General features: G+C 71.7%; 24 protein-coding genes, 2 tRNA genes and 5 pseudogenes. 8 read left to right on the top strand and 23 right to left on the bottom strand.

Translation table 11 applies throughout. The features are described from left to right. Positions 1 to 17 precede the first annotated feature (17 nt). Entirely contained in the window at positions 18 to 278 is a 261-nt protein-coding gene (locus AC38ZX_RS10070) for a hypothetical protein (RefSeq protein ID WP_491297363.1), read from the bottom strand. Between AC38ZX_RS10070 and AC38ZX_RS10065 the strand changes: the two genes are divergently transcribed. Next, a complete protein-coding gene (locus AC38ZX_RS10065) occupies positions 159 to 476 on the top strand; it encodes a hypothetical protein (protein ID WP_491297576.1) in 318 nt (105 codons plus the stop codon). The two genes, AC38ZX_RS10070 and AC38ZX_RS10065, sit on opposite strands and share 120 nt — an antisense overlap. A gap of 40 nt (positions 477 to 516) precedes the next feature. Here AC38ZX_RS10065 and AC38ZX_RS10060 read toward each other — a convergent pair. The 6 genes and pseudogenes from AC38ZX_RS10060 to AC38ZX_RS10035 all read right to left on the bottom strand — a co-directional run. Beyond that, positions 517 to 594, bottom strand: a tRNA-OTHER gene (locus tag AC38ZX_RS10060). Positions 595 to 603: 9 nt separating this feature from the next. Next, positions 604 to 1,032: a TIGR03668 family PPOX class F420-dependent oxidoreductase gene (locus tag AC38ZX_RS10055; protein ID WP_491297158.1), complete on the bottom strand. Its 429-nt coding sequence runs from the start codon at positions 1,030 to 1,032 to the stop codon at positions 604 to 606. A gap of 471 nt (positions 1,033 to 1,503) precedes the next feature. Next, positions 1,504 to 1,776 (bottom strand): family 20 glycosylhydrolase, encoded by a 273-nt coding sequence (locus AC38ZX_RS10050; protein ID WP_491297157.1) that lies wholly within the window; start codon positions 1,774 to 1,776, stop codon positions 1,504 to 1,506. Positions 1,777 to 2,437: 661 nt separating this feature from the next. Beyond that, entirely contained in the window at positions 2,438 to 2,578 is a 141-nt protein-coding gene (locus tag AC38ZX_RS10045; protein WP_491297362.1) for a zinc-binding dehydrogenase, read from the bottom strand. A gap of 20 nt (positions 2,579 to 2,598) precedes the next feature. After that, on the bottom strand, positions 2,599 to 2,961 hold the full coding sequence (locus AC38ZX_RS10040; protein WP_491297155.1) for a zinc-binding dehydrogenase: 363 nt from the start codon (positions 2,959 to 2,961) through the stop codon (positions 2,599 to 2,601). Positions 2,962 to 3,076: 115 nt separating this feature from the next. Next, positions 3,077 to 3,406, bottom strand: a pseudogene (locus AC38ZX_RS10035) (alcohol dehydrogenase catalytic domain-containing protein); the annotation flags it as partial. A gap of 203 nt (positions 3,407 to 3,609) precedes the next feature. Between AC38ZX_RS10035 and AC38ZX_RS10030 the strand changes: the two are divergent. Together AC38ZX_RS10030 and AC38ZX_RS10025 are read left to right on the top strand one after the other, a co-directional pair. Further along, positions 3,610 to 4,038, top strand: a pseudogene (locus AC38ZX_RS10030) (TetR family transcriptional regulator); the annotation flags it as partial. 112 nt (positions 4,039 to 4,150) lie between these two features. Then, complete coding sequence (locus AC38ZX_RS10025) at positions 4,151 to 4,315, top strand: TetR/AcrR family transcriptional regulator C-terminal domain-containing protein (RefSeq protein WP_491297154.1); 165 nt, start codon at positions 4,151 to 4,153, stop codon at positions 4,313 to 4,315. A gap of 29 nt (positions 4,316 to 4,344) precedes the next feature. On the opposite strand, the gene AC38ZX_RS10020 is transcribed toward AC38ZX_RS10025, so the two are convergent. Then, positions 4,345 to 5,808: an MFS transporter gene (locus AC38ZX_RS10020; RefSeq protein WP_491297153.1), complete on the bottom strand. Its 1,464-nt coding sequence runs from the start codon at positions 5,806 to 5,808 to the stop codon at positions 4,345 to 4,347. Between the two features lie 782 nt (positions 5,809 to 6,590). Here AC38ZX_RS10020 and AC38ZX_RS10015 point away from each other — a divergent pair. Both AC38ZX_RS10015 and AC38ZX_RS10010 read left to right on the top strand, forming a co-directional pair. Next, positions 6,591 to 7,034, top strand: a complete 444-nt coding sequence (locus AC38ZX_RS10015; protein ID WP_491297152.1) for an HD domain-containing protein — start codon at positions 6,591 to 6,593, stop codon at positions 7,032 to 7,034. A 66-nt stretch (positions 7,035 to 7,100) separates the two neighbouring features. Then, the gene (locus AC38ZX_RS10010; RefSeq protein ID WP_491297151.1) at positions 7,101 to 9,077 is read left to right on the top strand and encodes an ATP-binding protein; all 1,977 of its coding nucleotides are present in this window, start codon (positions 7,101 to 7,103) and stop codon (positions 9,075 to 9,077) included. A gap of 484 nt (positions 9,078 to 9,561) precedes the next feature. Here AC38ZX_RS10010 and AC38ZX_RS10005 read toward each other — a convergent pair whose 3' ends face one another. Beyond that, positions 9,562 to 9,816, bottom strand: coding sequence for a hypothetical protein (locus tag AC38ZX_RS10005; RefSeq protein ID WP_491297575.1), 255 nt, complete (start codon positions 9,814 to 9,816; stop codon positions 9,562 to 9,564). Between AC38ZX_RS10005 and AC38ZX_RS10000 the strand changes: the two genes are divergently transcribed. After that, entirely contained in the window at positions 9,701 to 10,525 is an 825-nt protein-coding gene (locus tag AC38ZX_RS10000) for a helix-turn-helix domain-containing protein (RefSeq protein WP_491297360.1), read from the top strand. The two genes, AC38ZX_RS10005 and AC38ZX_RS10000, sit on opposite strands and share 116 nt — an antisense overlap. Beyond that, the gene (locus AC38ZX_RS09995) at positions 10,506 to 11,612 is read left to right on the top strand and encodes an alpha/beta fold hydrolase (protein ID WP_491297150.1); all 1,107 of its coding nucleotides are present in this window, start codon (positions 10,506 to 10,508) and stop codon (positions 11,610 to 11,612) included. Before AC38ZX_RS10000 ends, AC38ZX_RS09995 begins: the two co-directional genes overlap by 20 nt. 567 nt (positions 11,613 to 12,179) lie before the next feature. Here the strand turns inward: AC38ZX_RS09995 and AC38ZX_RS09990 are convergent. The 14 genes and pseudogenes from AC38ZX_RS09990 to AC38ZX_RS09925 all read right to left on the bottom strand — a co-directional run bounded on the left by AC38ZX_RS09990 (position 12,180) and on the right by AC38ZX_RS09925 (position 22,806). Beyond that, positions 12,180 to 12,253: transfer RNA gene (locus AC38ZX_RS09990), tRNA-Pro, on the bottom strand. A gap of 129 nt (positions 12,254 to 12,382) precedes the next feature. Further along, positions 12,383 to 13,857, bottom strand: a pseudogene (gene der, locus AC38ZX_RS09985) (ribosome biogenesis GTPase Der). 43 nt (positions 13,858 to 13,900) lie between these two features. Beyond that, entirely contained in the window at positions 13,901 to 14,053 is a 153-nt protein-coding gene (locus tag AC38ZX_RS09980) for a hypothetical protein (RefSeq protein WP_491297148.1), read from the bottom strand. A gap of 322 nt (positions 14,054 to 14,375) precedes the next feature. Continuing rightward, positions 14,376 to 14,699: a methyltransferase domain-containing protein gene (locus tag AC38ZX_RS09975; RefSeq protein ID WP_491297147.1), complete on the bottom strand. Its 324-nt coding sequence runs from the start codon at positions 14,697 to 14,699 to the stop codon at positions 14,376 to 14,378. Positions 14,700 to 14,709: 10 nt separating this feature from the next. Then, a complete protein-coding gene (locus AC38ZX_RS09970; protein ID WP_426595678.1) occupies positions 14,710 to 15,399 on the bottom strand; it encodes a lysophospholipid acyltransferase family protein in 690 nt (229 codons plus the stop codon). Further along, on the bottom strand, positions 15,396 to 16,106 hold the full coding sequence (cmk, locus tag AC38ZX_RS09965; RefSeq protein ID WP_491297146.1) for a (d)CMP kinase: 711 nt from the start codon (positions 16,104 to 16,106) through the stop codon (positions 15,396 to 15,398). The genes AC38ZX_RS09970 and cmk overlap by 4 nt, the downstream gene beginning before the upstream one ends. Continuing rightward, positions 16,103 to 17,210, bottom strand: a pseudogene (locus AC38ZX_RS09960) (prephenate dehydrogenase). Before AC38ZX_RS09960 ends, cmk begins: the two are co-directional and overlap by 4 nt. Then, positions 17,207 to 17,953, bottom strand: a complete 747-nt coding sequence (locus tag AC38ZX_RS09955) for a pseudouridine synthase (protein ID WP_491297144.1) — start codon at positions 17,951 to 17,953, stop codon at positions 17,207 to 17,209. The pseudogene AC38ZX_RS09960 and the gene AC38ZX_RS09955 overlap by 4 nt, the downstream one beginning before the upstream one ends. A 516-nt stretch (positions 17,954 to 18,469) precedes the next feature. Then, the gene (scpB, locus tag AC38ZX_RS09950; protein WP_491297359.1) at positions 18,470 to 19,042 is read right to left on the bottom strand and encodes an SMC-Scp complex subunit ScpB; all 573 of its coding nucleotides are present in this window, start codon (positions 19,040 to 19,042) and stop codon (positions 18,470 to 18,472) included. Further along, positions 19,003 to 19,140 carry a hypothetical protein gene (locus tag AC38ZX_RS09945; RefSeq protein ID WP_491297143.1) on the bottom strand — a complete coding sequence of 46 codons (138 nt, stop codon included), beginning with the start codon at positions 19,138 to 19,140 and terminating at the stop codon, positions 19,003 to 19,005. Before AC38ZX_RS09945 ends, scpB begins: the two co-directional genes overlap by 40 nt. Continuing rightward, positions 19,137 to 20,027, bottom strand: coding sequence for a segregation and condensation protein A (locus tag AC38ZX_RS09940; RefSeq protein WP_491297142.1), 891 nt, complete (start codon positions 20,025 to 20,027; stop codon positions 19,137 to 19,139). The genes AC38ZX_RS09945 and AC38ZX_RS09940 overlap by 4 nt, the downstream gene beginning before the upstream one ends. After that, positions 20,011 to 20,824: pseudogene (locus AC38ZX_RS09935) on the bottom strand (ParA family protein). Before AC38ZX_RS09935 ends, AC38ZX_RS09940 begins: the two are co-directional and overlap by 17 nt. Before the next feature lie 115 nt (positions 20,825 to 20,939). Beyond that, entirely contained in the window at positions 20,940 to 21,875 is a 936-nt protein-coding gene (locus tag AC38ZX_RS09930) for a site-specific tyrosine recombinase XerD (RefSeq protein ID WP_491297141.1), read from the bottom strand. Between the two features lie 4 nt (positions 21,876 to 21,879). After that, positions 21,880 to 22,806 (bottom strand): heme o synthase, encoded by a 927-nt coding sequence (locus AC38ZX_RS09925; RefSeq protein WP_426595923.1) that lies wholly within the window; start codon positions 22,804 to 22,806, stop codon positions 21,880 to 21,882. A 393-nt stretch (positions 22,807 to 23,199) separates the two neighbouring features. Here AC38ZX_RS09925 and tkt point away from each other — a divergent pair, with 393 nt between their 5' ends. Beyond that, positions 23,200 to 25,365 (top strand): transketolase, encoded by a 2,166-nt coding sequence (gene tkt / locus AC38ZX_RS09920; protein ID WP_491297140.1) that lies wholly within the window; start codon positions 23,200 to 23,202, stop codon positions 25,363 to 25,365. Positions 25,366 to 25,375: the final 10 nt, after the last annotated feature.

Here is a 25,375-nt window from a genome sequence, read left to right as displayed (position 1 = left end):
TTCGCGCAAGGCAACATTCAGGGCGTCCAGCAGTCCCGCCCCCTCCGCGGATCGCTGCGGGTCCACGGCGCCCAGGTCCACATCCTCCTCGCCGACGAACGGGAGCGGCAAGGCCTGTGCGGGTCCGTCGTCTCTGGTGGGAGCGCACCTTGTGCGCTGTGAGGGCGAACAGCCATGTGCGGAGCCTCGAGCGGCCCTCGAAATGCGGCAAGGAGGCCCCACGCTGCGGCGAAGGCCTCCTGGACGCAGTCCTCGGTGTCGCGCGGGTCGTCGAGCATCCGTCGGGCGCCGCGGTAGAGCGCGGGACCGTGGCGGTCGACGACCTCACCGAACGCAGCGCGGTCACCCAGCGCTGCGCGCCGCGCGAGCACCTCGTCCGACAGCTCCGCCTCGTCCATCCGGAGCACTGTGTGCCCGCGCGACCCATCCCGCATCTCGGCGGCAGATGTGAGCCAGGTCACATCGACCGCGCGTGACGAAATCGCCCGGACAGCGACAACCCTGGTAATTCATCTGTCGCGGGGGCAGGATTTGAACCTGCGACCTCTGGGTTATGAGCCCCAGTTGCCACGCCCGGCTGGGAACTGCCCCGCAGTCGGGTTCTCACGCCCCGGCGGCCGACCAGCCCCTCCAGCCGTGCACCGTCGCCCACACGACTGGCCCGGTCGGCTTGATCTCGGCGTATTGCTGGTAGCGGGCGGCCAGGGCGGCCACCGCGCGTGCATGCCGGTCGCCGTCCCTGACGACGATCGCCTCGCCGTCCGCACGGACCCACCACAAGCGAGCCCAGTCGTCGTCGTACCGGTCCACCAGGAACGCGACCCGCGGGTTTTCGGCGATGGTGCGGAGCCGTCGCAGGGCCGTCGTCCGCTTCGGCTTGTGGTCGACGGCGTGGACGAGGACGTCGTTGTCGAGAAGTGCGAACGTCACCGGCACGAGGTGCGGCTGGTTGTCGGACCCGGTGGTCGCCAGGACGGCTCGCCGGGCAGATCCGAAGCGGCGGCGGCATTCGACGGGGTCCATGGCGTCCATGTCGCCAGCGTGGCCGACACGCACGTGCAGGTCGACCGCAATCACGGGGTGCCGAGGGCGGCCGGCCGCCGAAGTTCGACTCACAGACTGCGAAGGACGCAACGCCGTTGAGCACTCCTTCAACAGGTCAGGCCGGCGGCCGGGCTCGTCGCACGTCCTTTTCGTCGGCCTGGCGGGGTTCGAATCCCACTCGGGGCACGTTTCGCACGCCTGTGAAATGCACGTTTACTCGGAACCCCCCGCTCGTGGACTCTGTGGGAGCACCCGAGGGGAACACGCGAGGCGCTCGCTTGCGCGCCGGCTTCCGCCACACGCCGGGCGGGCCCCACCGGGCATCTCGAGCACACCGATCGGCGAGTTCCTCGACCACGCCACGGCAACGGTGCACCTCACGCCATCACATGACGACGGCTCCCGCGCACGGGAGAGCGCGGGAGCCGTCGTGGGCCCGTCGTGACCGGGCCGAAGGTGTCAGCGCACGGGGACGGGGATCTCCGGCCAGGACACGAGAGATGAGTGGAACCAGGCCCGGCCGCGACGCGACCACACGGGCGACAGCGCGGCGAGCCGGACGGCGTGCTCCTCGAAGGAGCTGGCGTCGCGCCGGGCCCAGGCCTTCTCCGCCACACCGGCGAGGCGAGGCAGGAGCATCAGCTCGAGCTCGGCGGTATCGGCGATCGTCTCGCACCATACGGCGGCCTCGACACCCGCGACGACGCCACCCCCGGCGGCGTCCGCGAGCATGTCCGCCGGGTCCCAGGCGAAGTGCTGCGGGTCGTGCGGTCGCTCAACTTGCCGAAGAAGGGATTGCTGATCATGGCGACCAGGGCGCCAACGCCCGCGACGAGCGCCAAGCTGGTCGGTGCCCGCTCGATGCCGACCAGAGAGTTGACCTTGAGTGCCAGGGTGACCAGCAAGGGCGCGATGAGCAGCAGCGACGTGCTCGCGAACGCCAGCGTGTACCTCACGATGAAGCCCCACCCGACGCGTCGGGCGGGCTCGACCGGCGGGTCCTGTCCGACCACTGCCACGAGGTTCGCGGTCGTGACGTGTTCTGCGGGACCGCCTACATCGGTCATCGCGTTCCTCATGGCGTCACGGTGCGCGGCGAGATCGGACCGGAAATGAGTCGGGGCGGAGCACTGTCGGTGTCGTTCATGCGCATGAACGCCCGAGTCACTCCAGAGCTGGGCGCCCCGTGCACCCGTCGTGCTGGAGCCGACGGGAACCCGCACGTGGCAACAGTCCGAAGGTACGCGCACGCCGAGGGGCACATGTTGATCACATCGTCGTGCGCGCGTGCGACCGCCTGAACCGTGCCACCACCGGGTCTGCGCGCGCCGTCGTTGCGCTTCCCCGGCACGTGAGCGTCCGCGACCGCTGGGTCGCGCGCCGAGACGGGCCGTCAGAGGGTGATGACCAGCTTGCCTCGGACCTGACCGGCTTCGAGGTGCCGCATGGCGATCGCCGCCTCGGCCAGAGGGTAGGTGCGCTCGACGGCCGGGGTGATGGTGCTGTTCTGGGCCAGGTCTGCGACGCGGTCCAGTACCGTGAAGTGCTCCTTGATCAGGACCAGCGCGAGTCGCTGGTGGCTGACGGAGGAGACCGCCAGCGCCCTGGCTGTCGTCCCATCCCGCCGGTGACGCTGTCGCCGTCCTCGCCGCCGACGAGGACGAGCGTGCCGTGCGCGGTGAGCGCTCCCCGCAGCCGGCCGAGGGAGTTGTTCCCTGCCAGGTCGATGATGACGTCGTACTGGGTGCGGCCGTCGAGGAAGTCCGTGCGGGTGTAGTCGAGGACGTGGGTGGCGCCGAGGGAGCGCACGAGGTCCGCCTTGCCGGCGCTGCACACGCCGGTGACCTCGGCGCCGCGTGTCGCCGCGATCTGGACTGCGAACGTGCCGACTCCCCCGGAGGCACCGATGACCAGCACCTTCTGGCCGGCCTCGACCTGGCCGACGTCGACGACGGCACGCAGAGCGGTCGACCCCGAAATCGGCAGGGCCGCCGCGAGCTTCGAACGTGAGGTTCGAGGGCTTGAGAGAGAGCTTGGCCTCAGAGACCGCGGCGAGCTGCGCGTAGGCACCGGTACCCGTGCCGAACACCTCGTCGCCGACCTGGAACCGGGTCACCTCCGCACCAGTCGCCTCCACGACGCCGGACAGGTCACGACCGGGGACGGCTGCCTTCGGCCCTCGGAAGCCCAGCCCGAGCCGCATCGCGTACGGCAGACCGGCCATGAGGTGCCACGTGCCCCGGTCGAGACCGGCAGCGTGCACCCGGACCAGCACCTCGGTCGGCTTGATCACAGGTCGGTCGACCTGGTCGAGCGCCCAGGAGTCGGCGGTGCCGTAGACGTGCTGAACGATTGCGCTCATCGTCCCGGACGGTGCGACCGACTGCGGGACTGTGCGGGCCGTGCTGGGCGAAACGGCGGTGATCATGTCGGGCTCCTCTGGTTCGTGAACCCCTCAGGGCTCCAACCTTACGGCGTAAGGTTGTCATGTCCGAACGTAGACTTACGTTGTAAGGTTGTCAATGCGGGGTCGCTCGGTCCCGCACGTCAGAGAAAGGCAGCCAGATGGCACGACAGACCAACACGAGCGCCGAGGTGGGCCGGACGTCCCGCGAGCCGCTCAGCCGGGAACGCGCCCTGGCCGCGGCGCTCGCCGTCGCTGATGCAGAGGGCCTCGGAGCGGTCACCATGCGTCGGCTGGCCACAGAGCTCGGCGTCGAGGCGATGTCGCTCTACCACCACGTGGCGAACAAGGACGACGTCCTGGACGGCATCACCGACATGGTCATCGGCGAGATCCACGTGCCACCGAGCGGGACGCCCTGGAGGTCGGCCATGCGCGACCGGGCGATCTCCGCCCACCAGGTCCTGCTGGCGCATCCGTGGTCCCCGATGCTCATCATGTCCCGGTTCAACATCGGCCCGGGCATGACCGGCTACCTCGACGCGACTTTCGGCCGGCTCCGCGAGGGAGGCTTCTCGATCCACGGCGCGCTCGACGCGTGGCACACGCTCGACAGCCACATCTACGGGTTCACCCTGCAGGAGGCTCCAGCTGCCGTTCAACGCCTCGGACAACGCACAGGTCTCGGCCGACGTCATCGACGTGTTCGACCCGACGAGGTATCCCTATGTGGTGGAAGTCGTGACCGAGGTCAGCAGGACCGGTCGTGTCGAGCGCTTCGAGTTCGGCCTCGACCTGATCCTCGATGGCTTGGAGCGTGACCTCGCCCGTCAGGCGGCCGGCCCGGTACAAGACCACGGAAGTTGAGGCCGGTCCTCGACGCCGGCGTCGGAGTCTCATCGCTGCCTGCGCACGATGGTCGAACCGAGGGCTGCGGTGCCGAGTGACAGCACGGCGGCTGCGGTGAAAGCTGCGGAGAACCCGGATGCAGCGAGCTGGCCCGTTGCAGAGCCGCCCATCGAGATTCCGATGGCAGTGAAGGTCGCGATGCCGAGTGCGGCACCGACCTGGGTTGCCGAGCCCGCCAGACCGGATGCAAGCCCAGCGTGCGTCTCCGAGGCGACCGAAGCGATGACCATAGTGGTGGGCGTGAAGCTGAGGGCGACCCCGACGGCGACGAGCAGGAGCCCGGGAAGTACGGTGACGACGTACCCGTCCCCACGTGGTGCGCAAGCCAGCCACAGGTGGCCAGCGGCGAGAATCACCAGTCCGAGGACGAGCGCGCGCGGCGCGCCCAGGGCACGCAGGATCCGGGGCAGCAGTGCGAGGGAGACGACGAACCCGATTAATGAGGTGGGGACCATGGCCAGGCCGGCCTGTCGTGGCGACATGCCGAGGCCCTGCTGGAGGTAGAGGGCGACCAGGACGAACGTGGACGCGCGGGCGGCGCCGCCGAGGACGGCGAGAGCGACGCCGGTGCTCATCGTTCGCGAGCCAAAGAGCCCCAGGGGCACGAGCGGGTCGGCGACACGGCCTTCGACCGTGATGAACACCACGATCAAGGCGGCGGAGACCGCGAAGCTGGCGAGCACGGTCGGAGACGTCACTCCGAGCTCACCGACGCCGAGGGCGCCGTGGACCAACGCGATGACAGCGCCGGTGATAGCGATCGCGCCGTACCAGTCGAAGCGGCGACTGGGACCGTGTGCACCCCGCGGAAGCACGTAGCGGGCCGCGCCGATTGCGGCGACCGAGACGGGCACGGTCACGAGGAAGACCGAAGACCACCCGAAGGTGCCAACGAGCAGACCGCCGGCCATGACACCGGTAGCTCCTCCGAGCGCCGATGCAGCACCCCAGACGCTCATGGCCCTGGCCCGCCGCTGTCCGGGGTAGGTCAGCAGCAGCAACGACATGGCGGCTGGGCTCAGTGCTGCGGCACCCGCACCTTGCACGACGCGGCCCGCGACCAGCAACCCTTGGTTGGCAGCGAATGCCGCGACCAGGGTGCCCACGGTGAACAGGGCGGAGCCGGCCACGAACATGCGACGGCGGCCGAAGATGTCGGCGGCACGCCCGGACAGGAGGAGCAGGCCGCCAAACGCCAGGATGTACGCGTTGACGACCCAGGTGATGCCGGTCGAGCTGAGCCCCAGATCCGACTGGATGGCGGGCAGGGCCACGTTGACGATGGAGGTATCGAGCATGACGACGAACTGGGCAGACACCAGAAGCCCTAAGCCGATCCAGCGCCGGGGACGGCCGGACCGACCGTCGGCGCGGATGGCTGCAACTGCCGCGTCCGTCGGAACAGTTCCGATCTGCCTGGTGACGGTGCGGTTCTCGACGGTGGCGAACACGGCGGGCTCCTGGGGTCTGGCACGGCTTGTCGTGCACGTTCACCGTGCCGTCCGGCCAGTCGTGCTCGCGCCGGTGAAATGGCCGGGTTCTCGTGATTCCCGCCCGCCGGCCCTCGGTCCGCAGATCCCGGTCAATTTACCGGGATGAGGTGCGACGAAGGCGCCTAGCGTTCGGAGCCAACAACCGGACCCAGGAGGCCACCGTGAACGACACGACCAGCACCCCCGCGGCGAGGACGCTGGACGTCATCGTCGTCGGCGCCGGACAGGCAGGCCTCGCCGTCGGCCATCACCTTCCACGGTGCGGGCTGAGCTTCGTCCTGCTTGAGGCAGCTGCGGAGCGGGGCCACTCCTGGCGCAACCGTTGGGACTCGTTGCGATTTCTTCAGCCTGGCGCAGTACGGATGAGTGCCGACGCCACAGGACGAAGAGCAGAGTGGCCGTCGCTGGAGCCGACCGCATGAACACCGGCAACGGCGTGGGATCGACCGACTGGACGATGCGCACCGGCGGACACCTCGGACCGGCCGAGAAACGACGCCTCGTCGCCGACCTGGCCCGGGTCCACCTGACAAACGCGGTAGGCCGCCTCAGCGTCGTCGCCCACCTGAACCCGGGACGAAACGCGTACGTGGCACCGGCACGACTGATCCCGCCGGACTCCGCCCTGACCCGCGCAGCGTCCGACGCCGCCCACCGCATCCTGCCCACGCCCCTGCTCCAGCACAGCCACCGCACCTACCAGTTCGGCCGCGCCCTCGGCGAGACTCGAGAACATCGAGGTGGACACCGAGCTGTTGTACACGGCCGCGCTGCTGCACGACACCGGCCTTGTGACGGCGAGCGGGCTCGACGACTTCACTCTCGCCTCGGCCCGCCTTGCCCGGGACGTCGCCGAGCAGGTGGGACTGTCGACCGCCGCGACGAAGACCCTGCAGACCGCGATCACCATGCACCACAGCCCCCGCGTCACGCTCGCCGCAGGGCCTGTCGCGTATCTGCTGGCTGCCGGAGCCGGCCTCGACGTGACCGGCTCGCGCTGCTGGAAGCTGCCGCGAGCCACCCTGGCCGACACCCTCCGGATCCATCCGCGCGACGAGTTCACGGCGCTTTTCGCCAGGGCGTGGGCCCTGGAGGCAGCGAGGGTGCCCCAGGGCCGGGCGCGGCTGCTGCGCCGGTACGGCGCCTTCACAGTCGCTATCCGACGTGCACCCTTCGACGACTAGGACCCGGTGGGCCCGGCCGACGCGTGCTGCCCAGGCCACGGCCTGCCCCAGGGGTACGGTCTGTGGGTGCTCCACGGCCGTGAGCGGGAACGGGCGCAACTCGCCGCCCTCGTGGAGGGGGCGCGCGCTGGGACATCAGGCGCCCTGCTCGTCCTGGGAGAGGCCGGCGTCGGCAAGACCGCGCTGATTGGCGCTCTGACCACCGCCGATCAGGAGGACGACCGTGGTCGCGCTGTCCGTGTTCTGCGCACCGCCGGGGTGGAGTCCGAGTCACCCTTGCCGTATGCGGCGCTGCACCGCCTCTTGCGCCCCGTCATCGACCTGAATCGTCTGCCGGCTCCGCAGGCGCGAGCGTTGGGAGTCGCGTTCGGGCTCCAGGACGGGCCAGTCGTGGAGCCGTTCCTGGTCGGCGTCGCAACCCTGTCCGTGCTCACCACCGCGGCCACGCCAGACGTGCCCGTGCTCTGCCTCGTCGACGACGCGCACTGGCTCGACTCGGCATCCGCGGACGCACTGCTGTTCGCGGCCCGTCAGCTGTCCGCGGACCCCGTCGCCATGGTGTTCGCTGTGCGGACGGGCGAGGCTGGTGGTCTGCCGTTCTCCGCGCACGGGCTCCAGGTACTCACCCTCAGTGGCCTCGACGACGACGCGGCGCGTCAGCTGCTCGACGAGCGCCGCGGTGCGACGCTCCCAGCGGAGGTCGCCGACCGTCTCGTCCGCGACACCGGCGGGAACCCGCTCGCGCTGCTGGAGCTGCCCACCGGACTCAGCCTCGGCCAGCTCGCAGGGCAGGAGCCCCTGCCGCAACGCCTCACGTTGACCGCCGGGGTCGAGCGTGCCTTCCTCGACCGGTGCCGTCGCCTCAGCGAGCAGGTCCAGACACTGCTGCTCGTCGCGGCCGCCGACGCCACCGGACGTGCCAGTGCGGTCCGGCGGGCAGCCGCCACACTGGGTGTCGATGAGACGGCCTGGCAGGACGCGGAGCGGTCGGGGCTGCTGACGGCCACGGGGAACGGGGTCGCCGTACGGCATCCCCTGGTCCGCTCCGCCGTCTACCAGGCAGCGACGAGCTTCGAACAGCGGCAGGTACACCGAGCCCTGGCCGACGCAGTCCGCGCCGAGGATCCTGACCGAGCGACGTGGCACCGCGCCGCCGCCGCCGACGGACCCGACACCGACGTGGCCGACGCCCTGCACGACGTGGCCGTGCGCGCCGAGATGCGGGGCGGGTACGCCGCCGCCGCCGACGCGTTCGAACGCTCCGCCGCCCTGACCCTGAGCGAGGCGGACCGCGCCATGCGGCTGTACCGGGCAGCACGCACCGCCTGGGGAGCCGGGCAAGCACTACGCGCCCGCAGCCTGTCCGCCGCCGCCCGCGACCTCGCCTGGGACCTGTTGCTGCGAGCTGACATCGACCGCCTCCGCGCCCGCATCGAGATCAACGTCGGCAACGCCGTCGACGCCCACCGGATCTTCATCACCGCCGCGCGCACCGTCGCCGACGCCGACGCCGCGCGCGCCCTGGAGATGGCCTGCGCTGCCGCGCTGAACCGCACCTACGGAAGCGACAGCGGAGCCACGCTGACCGCGCCGGTGCTCGCTCGTCTGCTCACAGCCACCGACACCGACACCCCGCGCACCACGTGCCTGCGGCTCCTGCTAGGAACCCTGACCGCCTCGGCGGACCAGGACTGGGCCCGTGCCGTCCCGGCCCTCGAGGAGGCCCTCGCCGCGGGCCGTGAGGTAGAGGACCTCGACGTGATGGCCAACCTCGCCAACACCGCTCTTCACCTCGGCCACGACGAGGGAGCCCGCTTCTTCTACTCCGCCACGGTCTCGAGCGCCCGTGAGGCCGGGGCAGGCATGGTCGTCCTCTATGCCTTAGAGCGGCTCGCGTTCGCCCAGCTTCCCGACAGGGCCGTGGTCTGCGATGCGGAAGCTCGTCGACGAAGCACTGACCCTGGCGCGCAGCGTCGGCCAACCGACCCTGACCGCAGCGCCGCTGGCATCGCTAGCCCTGCTGGCCGCCTTCACAGGCAGTGACGACCTGGACGAGCACCTGGCAGCGGCCGAAGACGTCGCGGCGAGCCATCCGTTGGGGATACTGACCGACCCCGTGCACGACGTCACCCGATGGGCCAAGGGAGCCCGCGCCGCGACCCGAGGGGACGCATCCGCGGCGCTGCACCACCTGTCCGGGATGCGAGTACCAGCCCTGCAGCGGATGGCCACGGTCGACCGCATCGAGGCTGCGGTGCGCGCCCGCGACACCGCCCAGGCATTGGTCTGGATCGACGAGCTCGCGCCGTTCGCGACCGGGACGCAGCACCCGTGGGCGCTGGGAGCCCTCGACCTGAGTCGCGCCCTGACCGCCACGGACCCGGCCTTCGCAGCTGAGGCGTTCGAGGGAGCCGTGGCGCACTACCAGCGAGCATCACGCCCGTACGACCTGGCGCGCACGCAGCTGGCATACGGGGAGTTCCTAAGACGGACCAACCGTCGCGTCGACGCTCGCCCTCACCTGCGGTCAGCGCTCGAGCGGTTCACGGACGCGGGGGCGGTCCCACTGATCGAGCGCGCCGCCCAGGAAGCTGCGTGCCTCCGGCGAGACCGCACGCAGGCGCGATCCGTCCACGCTGCTGGACCTGACACCGATGGAGCGCAAGATCGCCGAGCTGGTCAGCACCGGCCTGTCAAACAAGGACGTCGCCGCCCAGTGCTGGGTGTCGCCTCGGACGGTGGCCTTCCATCTGAGGAACGTCTTCTCCAAGACCGGGGTCACCTCGCGGACCGAGCTGGCCCAGCGACTTCCGCTAGCCACCACCCGCGGCCCGGATCTGCGCGCAGGCGCGTCGCCCCAGCCGCGTCGACCGCGGCTATCCCTCATGCCGTCACCGTGGCCGATGGCGGCGAGGAGCCCGAGCGCGACGAGGCGAGCACGCCGCAGTGTCTGGCCCTCCGTCTGCGTTTCACGGGGGATCCCGGTCATTCGGCCGGGGCGAGGCTTCGCCCGGACGAGCAGCGTGGGTGCTCCACCCACTCCCCCACCACACCACCAGGAGCCCGCAATGACCACCCCTACACACGTCGATCAGGACGTCGTCCCGTCCCCGGCGAGCACCACTCCCCGCGCTACCCGGCGGCTCGTCGTCCGGTCGTCGCACCCCCATGGCGGTGGTGGTCGCCGGATCGCTGCTCACGGGTTCCCTGGTCGCCGTCGCCCTCGCCGCTGCACCCCTCGTGCCCGCGACCGAGACCACCCTGACCGGCGCGGTGCTGTGTGGCTTCGCGACCGGCTGGGCTGCACTGGCCGGGCTCTCCGCGCGGTTCACCAGCCAGCCCCAGCGCTGGGCCGCCGTGCCCGCCGTCGTGCTCGGCGCAAGCGGTCTCGCCCTGCTGGCTCTAGGGTCCTCGGCGCACCCGATCATCGATTGGGTCTGGCCGCTGGTCCTGTTCGGGCTGGCGGTGTGGATGGCTGTGCGGATCCGTAGGGAACTTGCCAGCCGTACGGCCCGCTGGCTGCTCTACCCCGTGATCGGCGCCATGAGCATCGCCGCAATCGGTGGCGTCTACCAGACCGTCGGCACGGCGGTCGACGCCTCGACCGTCTCCATGCCGGGCCGACTCATCGACGTCGGCGGGCACCGCCTGCACATCAGCTGCGCCGGATCCGGCAGCCCCACCGTGGTCGTCGAGGGCGGCGGCGGCGCCACGGCCGCCGACCTGGGCTGGATCAGCACGGGCGTCGCCCGCGGAACCACGATCTGCGTCTACGACCGTGCCGGCCGCGGGTGGAGCGAGGATGCCGGTGCGCCGCAGGACGCCAATGCGATCTCCAACGACCTCGACACCCTGCTGCACCGCGCCGACGTGCCCGGCCCGTACGTGATCGCCGGCCACTCCTTCGGCGGCCTCTATGCGCTCACCTTCGCAACCCACCATCCCGACGAGGTCGCCGGCATGGTGCTCATCGACTCCACCTCGCCCCACTACGGATCGGCGGCCACGGCGGCTGCGCGGCCAGCGGCATCGGAAACCTACGACCCCATCGGCAGGATCGCGGCCCTGACCTCGTCGCTGGCACGGCTCGGCTTCGGTCGTCTGTACGCGACGGTCGCCCAGGTGGACCTCCCAGCGCGGGAGCGGGCCGAGGTCCGGGCCAGCACCGCGATGCCGGGAACACTGCGCAGCACCATCGAGGAGTACGCCCAGGCCAACGCCTCGATGGAGCAGGCAGCCCTGCTGCGTGACTTCGGCAACAAACCCCTCATGGTGCTCACCGCCGGCGCCGGCAATGCCAACGACTGGACCCAGAAGCAGGACCGACTCGCCGCACTGTCGACCGACAGCGTGCACCGCGTCGTCGACGACGCAACCCACGACGCACTGGTCGGCGACCCCGTCCACGCCGCGACCACCACCCAGGCCATCCTCGACGTGGTCCAGGCCGTACGCACCGGGCACACGCTGTCGCAGTCAGCTTGGCGGCAAGCGAGGGCGGGTCCGCATACATTGCCGGACCTGCCCCTCGCTCCGCCCGCGGGGCACTGCAATGAGGTGCAACGAGGAGTCCGCTGACATTCGTTCTCGCCCAGGGTCGAGCGCGCCCCCGGCCCCACTGAGACCGGCGCGAGACCCGCCTGTCACGGGTTGCTCGACGAACCGGGGGCCTCACGCCGCGCGGGCACCGGTCGCATCGCTGGTAGACCCAAGTCCGAGCCGCACTGCCTCGCGCACCCTCGTCGCGGTGCGGAAGTAGCCGCGGCGGCATGTTGCTCCCTTTCCCGCGTACCTGCTTGTGACGAGTCGTCGACAACGTCGACCTTTGCACCCCGCATCTGGGGGGGAGGACGGCAAGAGTCGATCGGACCTCGCCCAACGGCGATCTGAGTGGAGGAACGACGTCACTGGGATGGAACGCTCCGGCCGGAGCCCTACTCGAACGCACGCCCCCGACGTGGGCCGGACTGTGGTCGCTTCTCTACACGACGGGCCACTGCGCACGCCTCAGCCTCGTCGGATCCACCAGGGTTCGGGGCCGTACGCCGAAGAATAGGGTCCCGGATAGGGTCCCGAGCACCCTTACAAGAAGATCAGCGGCCACCCAGATTCTCTCTGAGAGGCCGCTGACCTGGACTTTCACTGTCGGGCTGACAGGATTTGAACCTGCGACCCCTTGACCCCCAGTCAAGTGCGCTACCAAGCTGCGCTACAGCCCGATGGCCCCCGCAGGAGCCTCGGAAACTCTACCTCACGGCCGGGGGCGTCTCTGCACCCGACGGCACGTCAGGTGCGGAGGGTCGTGCACGAGGTCGGTCTGGTCCGCTGCCGCACCGAGGCGGCGCCGGTCACCGCTTGCGCTTCTCCCGGACCCGCACGGAGATCGAGATGGGCGTGCCCTCGAAGCCGAACGTCTCGCGCAGGCGGCGCTCGATGTACCGGCGGTAGCCGGGGTCGAGGAATCCCGTCGCGAAGATCACGAAGCGCGGGGGGCGCGTGGACGCCTGCGTGGCGAACAGGATGCGGGGCTGCTTGCCGCCGCGCAGCGGGTGCGGGTGGGACGCGACGACTCGCCCAGGAACGCGTTGAGACGCCCGGTCGAGATGCGGGTGTCCCACGAGGCGAGCGACTTCTCCAGCGCCGGGACGAGGCGGTCGGTGTGCCAGCCCGTCATCGCCGAGATGTTCACGCGCGGCGCCCAGGTCACCTGGACCAGGTCCTGCTCGATCTCGCGCTCGAGGAACGGGCGGCGGTCCTCGTCCATGAGGTCCCACTTGTTGTACGCGATGACGATCGCGCGGCCGGCCTCGATGACCTGCGAGATCACGCGCGTGTCCTGCTCGGTCATCTTGACGGACGCGTCGACCAGGACGACGGCCACCTCGGCCTTCTCGATCGCGGCCTGCGTCCGCAGCGAGGCGTAGAAGTCGGCGCCGGAGGTCTGGTGGACGCGGCGCCGGATCCCAGCGGTGTCGACGAACACCCAGGGCTTGCCCTTGAGCGCCACCAGCCGTCGACCGGGTCGCGCGTCGTACCGGCGACCGAGTCGACGACGACGCGCTCGGAGCCGAGCACCTTGTTGAGCAGCGACGACTTGCCGACGTTCGGCCGACCGATCAGCGCGACGCGGCGCGGGCCGTCCGGCAGCGGCGTGCCGTGCGCGGACACCTCGGGCAGGACGTCGATGGCGGCGTCGAGCAGGTCGCCGGTGCCGCGGCCGTGCAGCGCCGAGACCGGGAACGGCTCCCCCAGGCCCAGCGACCACAGGTTCGCGGCGTCCGCCTCCCCCGCCGGGCCGTCGACCTTGTTGGCGCACAGGACGACCGGCTTGCCGGCACGGCGCAGCAGGCGCACGACCTGGGTGTCGGTCTCGGTGACGCCGACCGTGGCGTCGACGACGAAGATCACGGCGTCGGCGAGCGAGATCGCGACCTCGGCCTGCTGGGCCACGCGCGCCTCGATGCCGGCGACGTCGACCTCCCAGCCGCCCGTGTCGACGAGCGTGAACCGCTTGCCGGACCAGTCGGCCGGGTAGCTCACGCGGTCGCGGGTGACGCCGGGCTTGTCCTCGACGACGGCCTCCCGGCGGCCGAGGATGCGGTTGACGAGGGTCGACTTGCCGACGTTCGGGCGGCCGACGACGGCCAGCACCGGGTGGACGACGACGCGTTCCTCGATGTCCTCGCCGTCCTCGCCGGCGTGCAGGAGGGCAAGGTCCTCGTCCTCGAGGCTCGTACTCCGTCAGGCCGGCGCGCAGAGCCTGCTCGCGTTGGGCGTCGCCGGACTCGTCGGGCAGCACCAGGGCAGGATCAGTCTCGGTCATACACCCATTGTCCCAGGTGCTGGGACCGCAGCACGACCCGGCCTCACGGAGTCCAGATCGCGAGCTCGACATCCCGCGCCCGCTCGGTGAAGACGAGGTCCCCGAGCAGGTCCCGCAGGTCTGCCTCGAACTGGTCGAGACGGTCGCCGAAGAGGTGCGGCGCCGAGCTCGACAGCGAGAACGTCGCCGCGACCACGTCGTCCGCCGTGCGCTCGACGAGCTCCCGCGGACGACCGAGACCCGTCGCGGCCCGGCGTAGCCCGCGTCGCGCATGACGTCCTCCTCACCGCCGACCGTCCCGTGCGGGAGGAATCCCCGACCCGCTCGACGCACCGGACCCAGGTAGCGGGCGACCAGAGCGTCCACGTCGGCCCACGGCGGCGGCGGCGCGTCGTCGTCCGCGACGCCGCGGTCCGTCGACGCCGACACGTGGACCCAGGCGCCACCCGGCTCGAGCACGGAGCGGACCCGGCTGGCGACGAGCGGCCGATCCATCCAGTGGAACGACTGCGCGAACGTCACCACGCGGAACGTGCCGAGCCCGCCGAGACGGCCTCCGCCCGCAGGTGCTGCCACGTGAGGTTGGAGATGCCGTCGCGCTCCGCGGCGTCCTGCCCGTCGCGGAGCATGTCGGCGTCCGCGTCGACGCCGACGGCCGAGCCGAACAGCGGGGCCAGCAGCAGCAGGAGGGAACCGGGTCCCGACCCGACGTCGAGCAGGCGGCCCGTCCCGTCGAGGTGCAGCTCGTCGCGCAGCACGTCGGCGATCGCCGACGGGTAGGGCATGCGTCCCGCCGCGTAGTAGCGGGCGCTCCCGGCGTACAGGGAGTCGTCTGCGGTCACCGACCGCACGCTACTCGGGCGGGGTGCTCCGCTCCCGTTGCGGGTCGTCGGTGGGCAGCGGGATGCCGGAGCGTGCCGACGCCGCGTCGACCAGCTGCGCGAGCGCGACCCTGATCGCCTCGTTGGCCTCCTCGACGGCCACCTTCCCCGACGTGCCGGGCGCCCGCTCGATGGGCAGCGGCTGACCGAACTCGATCGCGATCCGGCGACGGGGCCACGGCACCTTGTTCACGGACTCCCCGGTGCGCCGCGTGCCCAGCACCGCGACGGGAACCACGGGCGCACGCCCGTTGATCGCCAGCCACGCGATCCCCGCACGGGCGTTGGTCGCCGCGCCTCGACCGCGGTTGCCCTCCGGGAACACGCCCACGACGCCGCCGTCCTTCAGCACCCCGAGCGCCGCGGTCAACGCGGTCCGGCCGCCGTCGTCGCGGTCCACGGAGATCTGGCCGGAGATCCGCAGCAGCCAGCCGACGGGACCCCAGAACATCTCCTCCTTGACCAGGATGCGCGAGCGCCGCGTCGTGGCGCCGTGCAGCAGCGGACCGTCGAGGATGCCCGTGTGGTTGGCGGCGAGCAGGACCGGCCCCGTGGAGGGCACGTTCGACGCCCCGGTGACCTTCGTGTTCCAGACGACGTGCGCCAGGAACCGGCCGATCCAGCGCGACCATCGCGGCTCGCGCGCCGTCGGGTCGCTCACTGCCGCGGCCCGACCTCGGTCTCGACGACCTCCAGCACCGCCTCGACCGTCTCGTCGAAGTCCAGGTGCGACGAGTCGATGGTCACCACGCCGTCGGCGGCGACCTGGAACTGCACCACCGTCGAGTCGTCGGCGTCGCGCCGCAGCACCTGGTCCCTCGTCGCCTCGACCGCGGCGGCGTCGTCGGTCCCGTGGACGTCCTTCGCCCGGCGCCTCAACCGCGCGGCCTCGCTCGCGGTGAGCAGCACCCGGACGTCGGCGTCCGGCGCGATCACCGTGGTGATGTCCCGTCCCTCGGCGACGATCCCGCGGCCCTGCGAGAAGGATCTTGGCTCCTGCGACGCGGCGATGATCTCGCGCTGCAGCCGGCCGAGCTCGGCGCGCACCTCGAGGTTCGTCGCGATGGCGCTCACGACGGCCGTTATATCGGTCGACCGGATCGCCTCGTGCACGTCGACGCCGCCCACGTGCACCGTGGGATCGGCCGGGTCCACGCCCATGACCAGCGGGAACCCGGCGACGGCGGCGGCCACGGCGGCGGTGTCGTCCAGGGGCACACCCTGCGACACGCACCACCAGGTGGCCGCGCGGTACATCGCGCCGGTGTCGAGGTAGGCGAGGTGCAGCCTGGCGGCCACGGCCTTGGACACGCTCGACTTGCCGGAGCCCGAGGGCCCGTCGATCGCCACGACGAGGGTCGTGCTCAACTCACCAGTCTCCAACCGCGGGCGTTCAGCTCCGCCTCCAGGTGCTCGACGCTGCCCGGCAGCACCGAGATCTCCGCCATGCCGACCGGGCGCCCGGCCGCGTGCTCGAGGTGCAGGTCCTCGAGGTTGACCCCTGCCTCCCCCACGTCCGTGAGGAGCCGTGCGAGCCGCCGGGCGTGTCCGGCACGAGCACCGTCACCACGGCGTAGACCCGCTGCGCCCCGCCGTGCTTGCCGGGGATCCGCGCCACGCCGGCGTTCCCCTCGCTGATGGCATGGGCGATCGCCGCCAGCGCGCCGAGCTCGACCGTCTCCGGACCGTCGGCCTTCGACGCGTGCGCGAGGGCGTCGATCACGGCGTCGAGGTCGGTCCGCAGCCCGACGAGAACCTCGTGCACGGCGGCCGCGTTCGCCGCCAGGATCGACGTCCAGAGCGCGGGGTCCGACGCCGCAAGACGCGTGACGTCCCGCAGGCCCTGACCCGCCAGTCCGAGCGCCTCGTCGTCGGCGCCGCGCAGCCGGGCGGCGACGAGGCTCGCGGCCACCTGCGGCACGTGCGAGACGGCTGCGACGGCGGCGTCGTGCGCGTCGGCGTCCATCGCGACCGGCACGGCACCCAGGTCGACCGCGAGCGAGCGCACGGCGAGGACGGCGTCGGGTCGAGAGGAGCCCGAGTCGGCGATGACCCACGGGCGCCCGAGGAACAGGTCGGGCACGGCCGCGCTCGGACCCGACCGCTCCCGGCCGGCCATCGGGTGCGAGCCGACGTACCGCGTCAGGTCCGCGCCGGCGGCACGGAGTCGGCGAGCACGTAGCCCTTCACGCTCGCGACGTCGGTGACGATCGCGTCCGGGTATGCCTCGGAGGCGGCGCGCACCACGTCGGCGGTCACGTCGGGCGGGGCCGCGACGACCACGATCGCGGGCGGGGCGTCGTCCGCCGACGCCGGGCGACCGGCCCCCACGTCGCGGGCGAGGGCCAGCGCGGTGCGGGACGGGTCGTGCAGGACGACGTCGACGCCCTGCGTGGTCAGGGCGAGCCCGACCGACGTGCCGAGCAGTCCGGTGCCCACGATGCGCACCGGTCCACGGGTCGCCAGCGTCACATGCCCACCCGCACCATCAGGGATCCCACCTCGGTCTTGGACAGCACACGCGTCCGGCCGGTCTTCAGGTCGCCGAGGCGGATCGGCCCGATCTGCGTGCGGACCAGCCCGGTGACCGGGTAGCCGGCCTCCTCGAAGATCCGCCGGACGATCCGGTTGCGACCCTCGTGCAGCTCGACCTCGACCAGGCTGGCCTGCGGCGTCGTCTGCACGATCTGGAACTTGTCCAGCTTGGCCAGCCCGTCCTCGAGCTCGATGCCCTTGAGCAGCCGGCCACCGAGGGAGTTGGTCACCCGTCCCTCGAGCTGCACGAGGTAGACCTTGGGCACCGCGTGCGCCGGGTGCGCCAGGCGGTTGGCCAGCTCGCCGTCGTTGGTCAGCAGGATCAGGCCCTCGGTCTCGGCGTCGAGCCGGCCGACGTGGAACAGCCGCTCCGTGCGGTCGGCGACGAACTGTCCGATCGAGGGTCGGCCCTCGGGGTCGTGCATCGTCGAGACGACGCCCTTGGGCTTGTTCAGCGCGATCGTGACGATCGAGGTGTCCAGCTGCACGCGCAGACCGTCGACGTGGATCACGGCGGTCAGCGGGTCGACGCGGACGCCGAGCTCGCGGACCACGTTGTTGTCGACCGTCACGCGACCGGCCGAGATCAGGTCCTCGCACGCGCGACGCGAGCCGAGGCCGGCGGCGGCGAGCACCTTCTGGAGGCGGACGCCGTCGGGGTCGTGCACGTCGATGGTCACCTCGGGCTCGCGGCTGCGCGGCGGCCGGGTGGGCGTCCGCGACCGGCTGGCGCCGCCCGTGGGGGCGCCGCTGCGTGGGTAGCCGGACTTCGCGCGGGTCGCGCCGCTGCGCGCGCTCGACCCGCCGCTGCGCGCACCGGACCCGCCGCTGCCGCCCGACGAACCGCTCGAGGAGCCGCGTGACGAACCACCCGTGCCCGCGGCACCCCGCGATGCGCCGCCGCCGGCGGACCCGCGCTGCGACGACCCGCCGCCGCTCGATCCGCCGCGGTAGCCGTCCCCGCTGCGGTAACCGTCGCCTCCGCCCGTGTTGCCGCGGTAGCCCTCGCCGCCGCCGGACCCGCGGTAGCCACCGGAGCTGCCGCTCCGCGAGGAGCTGCCGCCGCGCGAGCCGCCCGAGCTACCCGAGCCGCTGCCGCCACGCGACGAGCCGCCGCTGCGACCCTGGCCAGAGCCCGAGCCCCCGGACCGTCCGCCGGTCGAGCCGGAACCCCCGGAACGAGGTGTCTGCGAGCCTTATCTGCTGTCTCCGATCGCCTGGTCGACGCCCTCGAAGGCGTCGATGTCCGGCAGGTAGGGCGCGAGCGGAGGCATCTCGTCCAGGCTGGACAGCCCCATCCGCTCCAAGAAGTATCCCGTGGTCGAGTACAGGACCGCACCGCTGGACGGATCCGTGCCCACCTCGGCCACGAGACCGCGGGCGGTGAGGGTCCGCACGACGCCGTCGACGTTCACGCCACGCACCGCCGAGACCTGACCACGCGTCACTGGCTGCCGGTAGGCGATCACCGCGAGCGTCTCGAGCGCCGCCTGCGTCAGCCGTGCGGTCTGCCCGTCCAGCACGAACCGTCCGACCACGTCGGCGTACACCGGAGCCGAGTAGATCCGCCAACCGTCGCCGGCCCGGCGCACCTCGAACCCGCGCGGACGCCCGCCGTGCTCGCCGCGGTACTCGGCGGCCAGCAGAGCCAGCAGCTCCTCGACGCGGTCGGTGGGCAGGGCCAGGACCGTGGCAAGCCGGATCGCCGGGATGGGCTCGTCGGCGACCATCAGGACGGCCTCGAGCGCCGACAGCGCGCCGCCGGGCAGGTCGTCGACGTCGAAGGCGGCTCGTCGGCCGCGGCCTGCGAGTCGATCGGGTCGGGCTCGATCGGCTCCAGGTCCGTGGCAGCAGCGTCCTCGGTCATGCGTCCTCCTCGGGTGCGGCCTCGGGCACCGTCTCGATGGTGGTGTCCAGCTGGTCGAAGTCGTCCGACACCTCGATGTCCCCCTCGGCCGCGCCGGTCCAGCGCACGGTCAGCTCGCCGAGCGGCGTGACCTGGTCGAAGCCGACCGCGCCCTCCCGGAACAGCTCGAGCAGGGCCAGGAACCGGGCGACGACCACGATCGTCGCGTCCGCGTCCGCCGTGAGCGCGCGGAACGACATCGCGCCGCCGTGCCGCAGCCGGTCGACCAGCACGGCGGCCTGCTCGCGGACGCTCACGGCCGGTGCGTGCAGGTGGCTGATGTCGACCCCAGGCGCCGCCGCCCGCGGCTGCTCGGCCCGGGCCGCCAGCGCGGTGAGCTCCTCGGGACCGATCTGCCAGACCAGCTCCGGCAGCAGCGCGGCGAGGTGCGGCTCGAGCGTCACGAGGCGCGGGAAGCGGCGGCCCTCGGTGGCGAACCGCTCGGCCAGGTCGGCGGCGACGAGCTTGTACGCGCGGTACTGCAGGAGCCGGGCGAACAGCAGGTCGCGGGCCTCGAGCAGCTCGATGTCCTCCTGGTCCTCGACGTCCGCCGACGGCAGCAGACGCGCGGCCTTGAGGTCCAGGAGCGTCGCCGCGATGACCAGGAACTCGCTGGCCTGCCCGAGGTCCCACTCCTTCTCGGCGGCCTTGAGGAACCCGATGAACTCGTCGGTGACCTGCGCGAGCGCGACCTCGGTGATGTCGAGCTTGTGCTTGGCGATCAGCCCGAGGAGCAGGTCGAACGGCCCGCTGAAGTTCGTCAGGTGAACTTCGAAGGCCTGCGTACCGACCGGAGCCGGGGTCGCCTCCGAGAGCGGGGCCGCGCGCTCGTCAGGCGGCGTCGCCACGGGCGACGAGCTGACGTGCCAGCTGCCGGTAGGCCGCCGCACCGGAGTGCGTCGGTGCGTACGTTGTGATGGGCTCGGCGGCCACCGTCGCGTCGGGGAACTTCACCGTGCGGCTGATGACCGTGTGCAGCAGCGCGTCCCCGAACGCCTCGTGGACACGCGCGACGACCTCACGGGCGTGCAGCGTGCGGGGGTCGTACATGGTCGCGACGATGCCGTCCAGCTCGAGGCGGGGATTCAGGCGGTCGCGGACCTTGTCGATCGTCTCGACCAGCAGCGCGACCCCGCGCAGCGCGAAGAACTCGCACTCGAGCGGGATCAGCACGCCGTGCGCGGCCGTCAGCGCGTTGACGGCGAGCAGGCCGAGCGAGGGCTGGCAGTCGATGAACACCACGTCGTAGTCGTCGAGGACCGGGCGCAGCGCGCGGGCCAGCACGCTCTCACGGGCGACCTCTCCCACAAGCTGCACCTCGGCCGCGGACAGGTCGATGTTCGCCGGCAGGAGGTCCAGGTTCGGCGTCGCCGTGTGGTGGATCAGGTCGTGGATGTCCGCGTCCCGCTCCATGAGCAGGTTGTAGACGGTCCGGTCCAGCGTGCGGGCTGATGCCCAGCCCGACGGACGCGGCACCCTGAGGGTCGAAGTCCACGATCAGCACCTTGCGGCCGTACTCGGCCAGCGCGGCCCCCAAGTTGATCGTGGTGGTCGTCTTGCCGACGCCACCCTTCTGGTTGCACAGGGCGATCACGCGGGCGGGACCGTGCGAGGCGAGCGGCGCTGGGTCGGGGAACTCAGGCATCGGCCGCCCGACGGCGTCGAGCTGCGGGTCGGTCGTCTGCTGGCTCACCACGCCGCACAACCTACCGGAGCGGACGGCCTCGCCGCCGCGCGACAGACCGGTCGTACCGCAATGCTCATCGCGCGCGCGGGTGAGACGCGGCGTAGACCTCGCGCAGCGTGTCCGGCGTCACCAGCGTGTAGATCTGGGTGGTCGTCACGGACGCGTGCCCGAGCAGCTCTTGGACCACCCGGACGTCCGCGCCGCCGGCGAGCAGGTGCGTCGCGAACGAGTGCCGCAGAGTGTGCGGCGACACGTGGTCGGCGCCCGGCAGGCCCGCCCTCTCGGCGGCCGACCGCAGCACCGCCCAGGCGCTCTGCCGGCTCAGCCGCGCGCCCCGCGTGTTGAGGAACAGCCCCGGTGAGCCGCCCCTCGACCCCGTCGCCATGGTGGGCCGACCGCGCACCAGGTAGGCGTCCAGCGCGGACAGCGCGAACGAGCCCACCGGCACCACGCGTTCCTTGCGGCCCTTGCCGAAGAGTCGGACGGACGCGAAGCCGGGGGTGCGGTCGACGTCGTCGACGTCCAGGCCGACTGCCTCGGAGATGCGGGCGCCGGTGCCGTAGACGAGCTCGAGCAGCGCACGGTCGCGCAGCGGGACGGGCCCGTCGCCGAGCCCGGCGGCGTCCAGGAGCCGCTCGACGTCGTCGACCGAGATCGCCTTGGGGAGCCGCTTGGGCTGGGCGGGCGGCCGGACGGCGCTGGCGGCGTCGGTGCCGGTCACGCCGTCGAGCAGCAGGAACCGGTGCCAGCCGCGCACCGCCACGACGGACCGCGCGGCCGACGACGCCGAGAGCGCGGTCCGTCCGTCGGCACCCGTCCGGACCGCCAGCAGGTAGTCCTCGACGTCCCGCTCACGGATCTGCCCCGGGTCGTGGCAGTCGCGGGCGGCAAGGAACGCGACGTACCGCGAGAGGTCCCGGCGGTAGGCCAGCAGCGTGTTGGTGGACAGCCCGCGCTCGACGGTGAGGTGCGCGAGGTAGGTCTCGAGCGAGATCTCGATCGTCGTCACGGGATCAGAACGGCAGGAAGACGTCCACCGCGAGGGCGATCGACAACAGCGTGAGGTAGGTGATCGACGCGTGGAACACGCTCATCGCCTTGAGCTTGCCCCGGGTGGGGTCCTCGGCGCGGCGCAGCAGGCTGATGTTGGTCCACAGGAACCAGATGCCGAGCCCCGTCGCGATCACGCCGTACACCCACGTCATGCCCTGCACCGGCCAGATCAGCAGCGAGCACGCGATCATCGCGAGCGTGTAGCCGATCATCTCCCGAGCGACCTTGGTGTCCTTGGCCACGACGGGCAGCATCGGGACGCCGGCGGCGGCGTAGTCCTTCTTGAACTTCATCGACAGGGGCCAGTAGTGCGGCGGCGTCCAGAAGAAGATCACACCGAACAGCAGCACGGCCGTCCAGGACAGGCCCCCGGTGACCGCGGACCAGCCGATGAGCACGGGCATGCAGCCGGCCGCGCCGCCCCAGACGATGTTCTGCGGCGTGCGGCGCTTGAGGATCATGGTGTAGCCGACGACGTAGATGAGGATCGCGGCCGCGGTGAGCCAGGCGGACGCCGGGTTGACGACGAGCCACAGCCACGCGAGCGAGAACGCACCGAGCACGAGCCCGAAGACCAGCGCCGCACGCGGCGTCAGCTCGCCGGTCACCAGCGGACGCCGCTTGGTGCGGTTCATGATCTTGTCGATGTCGCGGTCGAGGTAGCAGTTCAGCACGTTGGCCGAACCGGCCGCCGCGGCGCCGCCGACGAGCGTCGCGAGGACGAGCCAGAGCCCGGGCCACCCGCCGGCCGCCAGGATCATCGTCGGGACGGTGGTGACCAGGAGGAGCTCGATCACGCGCGGCTTGGTCAGCGCGACGTACGGGCCGACCGTCCGCGCGATCCGGCCCTTGCGCGGGGCTCCCCCGGCGGCCGGCGAGCCGTGCAGCGGGCCGACAGCGACCTGGTCGTCCGACGCTCCGGCGTCTTCGACTGACAGAGGGCTGCTGAGGCGCACGCGCTGCGGTTTCCGTTCGTGTCCGGCGGGGTTATGTCGCGCAGCCATGCTACGGCCTGCACCTGACCCGAGGGCGACCACAACCGCCCCGAACGCGGCGCGAGTCGTGTGACATCGGTCGCGGGAATGAACACGTGACCACCGGCACATGCACGGTCCTGGTCACGCCCGGCGAGGGTACCCACGTGCGCTATAGGGTCGATGTGCACGGTTTGACGACCGCCGCGAAGGTGCGACGCCGACCCTGCCCGGCAGCCCGCTGTGGCTGCTCGATCTCGTCTGACACGTCACCCCGGCCACGGGCCAGGGTGGGAATGAGGTGCGGTGAACGCGAAGGCTCCCCTGGCGAAGACGGTCGGTTGGACCGATCTTGACGTGAAGGCGGTGGACACGGTGCGTGTCCTGGCCGCGGACGCGGTCGAGAAGGTTGGCAACGGCCACCCGGGGACGGCGATCAGCCTGGCCCCCGCCGCCTACCTGCTCTACCAGAACGTGCTCCGGCACGACCCGGCGGACCCGCACTGGCTGGGCCGCGACCGCTTCGTCCTGTCGGCGGGCCACTCGAGCCTGACGCAGTACATCCAGCTGTACCTCGCGGGGTTCGGCCTGGAGCTGTCCGACCTCGAGGCGCTGCGCACGTGGGGCTCCAAGACGCCCGGCCACCCCGAGTACAAGCACACGACCGGCGTCGAGATCACCACGGGCCCGCTGGGCCAGGGGCTCGCCTCCTCAGTCGGCTTCGCCATGGCGGCCCGACGCGAGCGCGGTCTGCTCGACCCCGACGCCGCGCCGGGCACCAGCCCGTTCGACCACTTCGTCTACGTCATCGCGTCCGACGGCGACCTGCAGGAGGGTGTCACCAGCGAGGCGTCGTCCATCGCGGGCACCCAGGAGCTGGGCAACCTCATCGTGCTGTGGGACGACAACCACATCTCGATCGAGGGCGACACCGAGATCGCCTTCACCGAGGACGTCGTGGCGCGCTACGCCGCCTACGGCTGGCACACGCAGTTCGTCGACTGGACCGGCAGCCCGGACGGCTACCGGGAGGACGTCGACGCGCTCTACGCCGCGATCGAGGCCGCCAAGGCCGTCACCGACCGCCCGTCCTTCATCGGGCTGCGCACGCTCATCGCGTGGCCGACCCCCGGCAAGACCAACGAGCACTCCGCGCACGGCTCCAAGCTGGGTGGCGACGCCGTCCGCGGACTCAAGGACGTCCTCGGGTTCGACCCCGAGAAGGCCTTCGACGTGGACCCCGACGTCCTCGCCCACACCCGCGGCCTGAGCGCGCGCACCGCGCCCGTCAAGGCGGCCTGGCAGGAGTCCTTCGACGCCTGGCGTGCGGCGAACCCGGACAACGCGACCCTGCTCGACCGGCTCGTCGCCGGCGACCTGCCGGACGACTGGGCCGACGCCCTGCCCGTGTTCCCCGCGGGCAAGTCCGTCGCCACCCGCGCGGCCTCCGGCGAGGTCCTCTCGGCGCTCGCGTCGGTGCTGCCCGAGCTGTGGGGCGGTTCCGCCGACCTCGCCGGCTCGAACAACACGACGATGAAGGGTGAGCCGTCCTTCCTCCCGGCCAAGCGGTCCACCAGCGAGTTCGCCGGCGACGAGTTCGGTCGCACTCTGCACTTCGGCATCCGCGAGCACGCCATGGGCTCGATCCTGTCGGGCATCCGGCTGCACGGGCTCACCCGGCCGTACGGCGGCACGTTCTTCACGTTCAGCGACTACATGCGCGGCGCCGTCCGCCTGGCGTCGCTCATGGGCGTGCCGGCCGTGTACGTCTGGACGCACGACTCCATCGGCCTCGGCGAGGACGGCCCGACGCACCAGCCGATCGAGCACCTTGCCGCCGTCCGCGCGATCCCGGGCCTCACGGTCGTCCGGCCCGCCGACGCCAACGAGACCGCGGCCGCCTGGAAGGCGACCCTCGAGCACACCAGCGGCCCGATCGCGCTGATCCTCACGCGGCAGAACGTCCCGACGTTCCCCCGCGACGAGGACGGCTTCGCCTCGGCCGACGGCGTCGCGAAGGGCGCCTACACGCTGCTCGACGCGAGCACCGGCACCCCCGACGTCATCCTCATCGGCACGGGGTCCGAGGTGCAGCTCGCCGTCGAGGCGCGCACCATCCTCGAGGCCGCCGGCGTGGCCACCCGAGTGGTGTCGGCGCCGTCGCTCGAGTGGTTCGCGGAGCAGGACAAGGCGTACCGCGAGTCGGTGCTCCCGTCCTCGGTCCGCGCTCGGGTGTCCGTCGAGGCCGGCATCGCGCTCTCCTGGCACAAGCTGGTCGGCGACGCCGGCCGGTCCGTGTCCATCGAGCACTACGGCGCTTCGGCCGCCGCGGAGAAGCTGTTCGAGGAGTTCGGCTTCACCGCCGAGCACGTCGTGGCTGCCGCGCACGAGTCGATCGCGGCGGCCGGCAGCGGCCCCGCGAACACGCCCGGTCTACCGCTCGCGAGCGGCACGGGCGACCAGCAGGTCTGAGTCTGAACGG

The organism is Cellulomonas sp. McL0606 (assembly GCF_058248365.1).
Note: the sequence above shows the minus strand (reverse complement) of the source record. Positions and strands in the feature narration are given on the sequence as shown.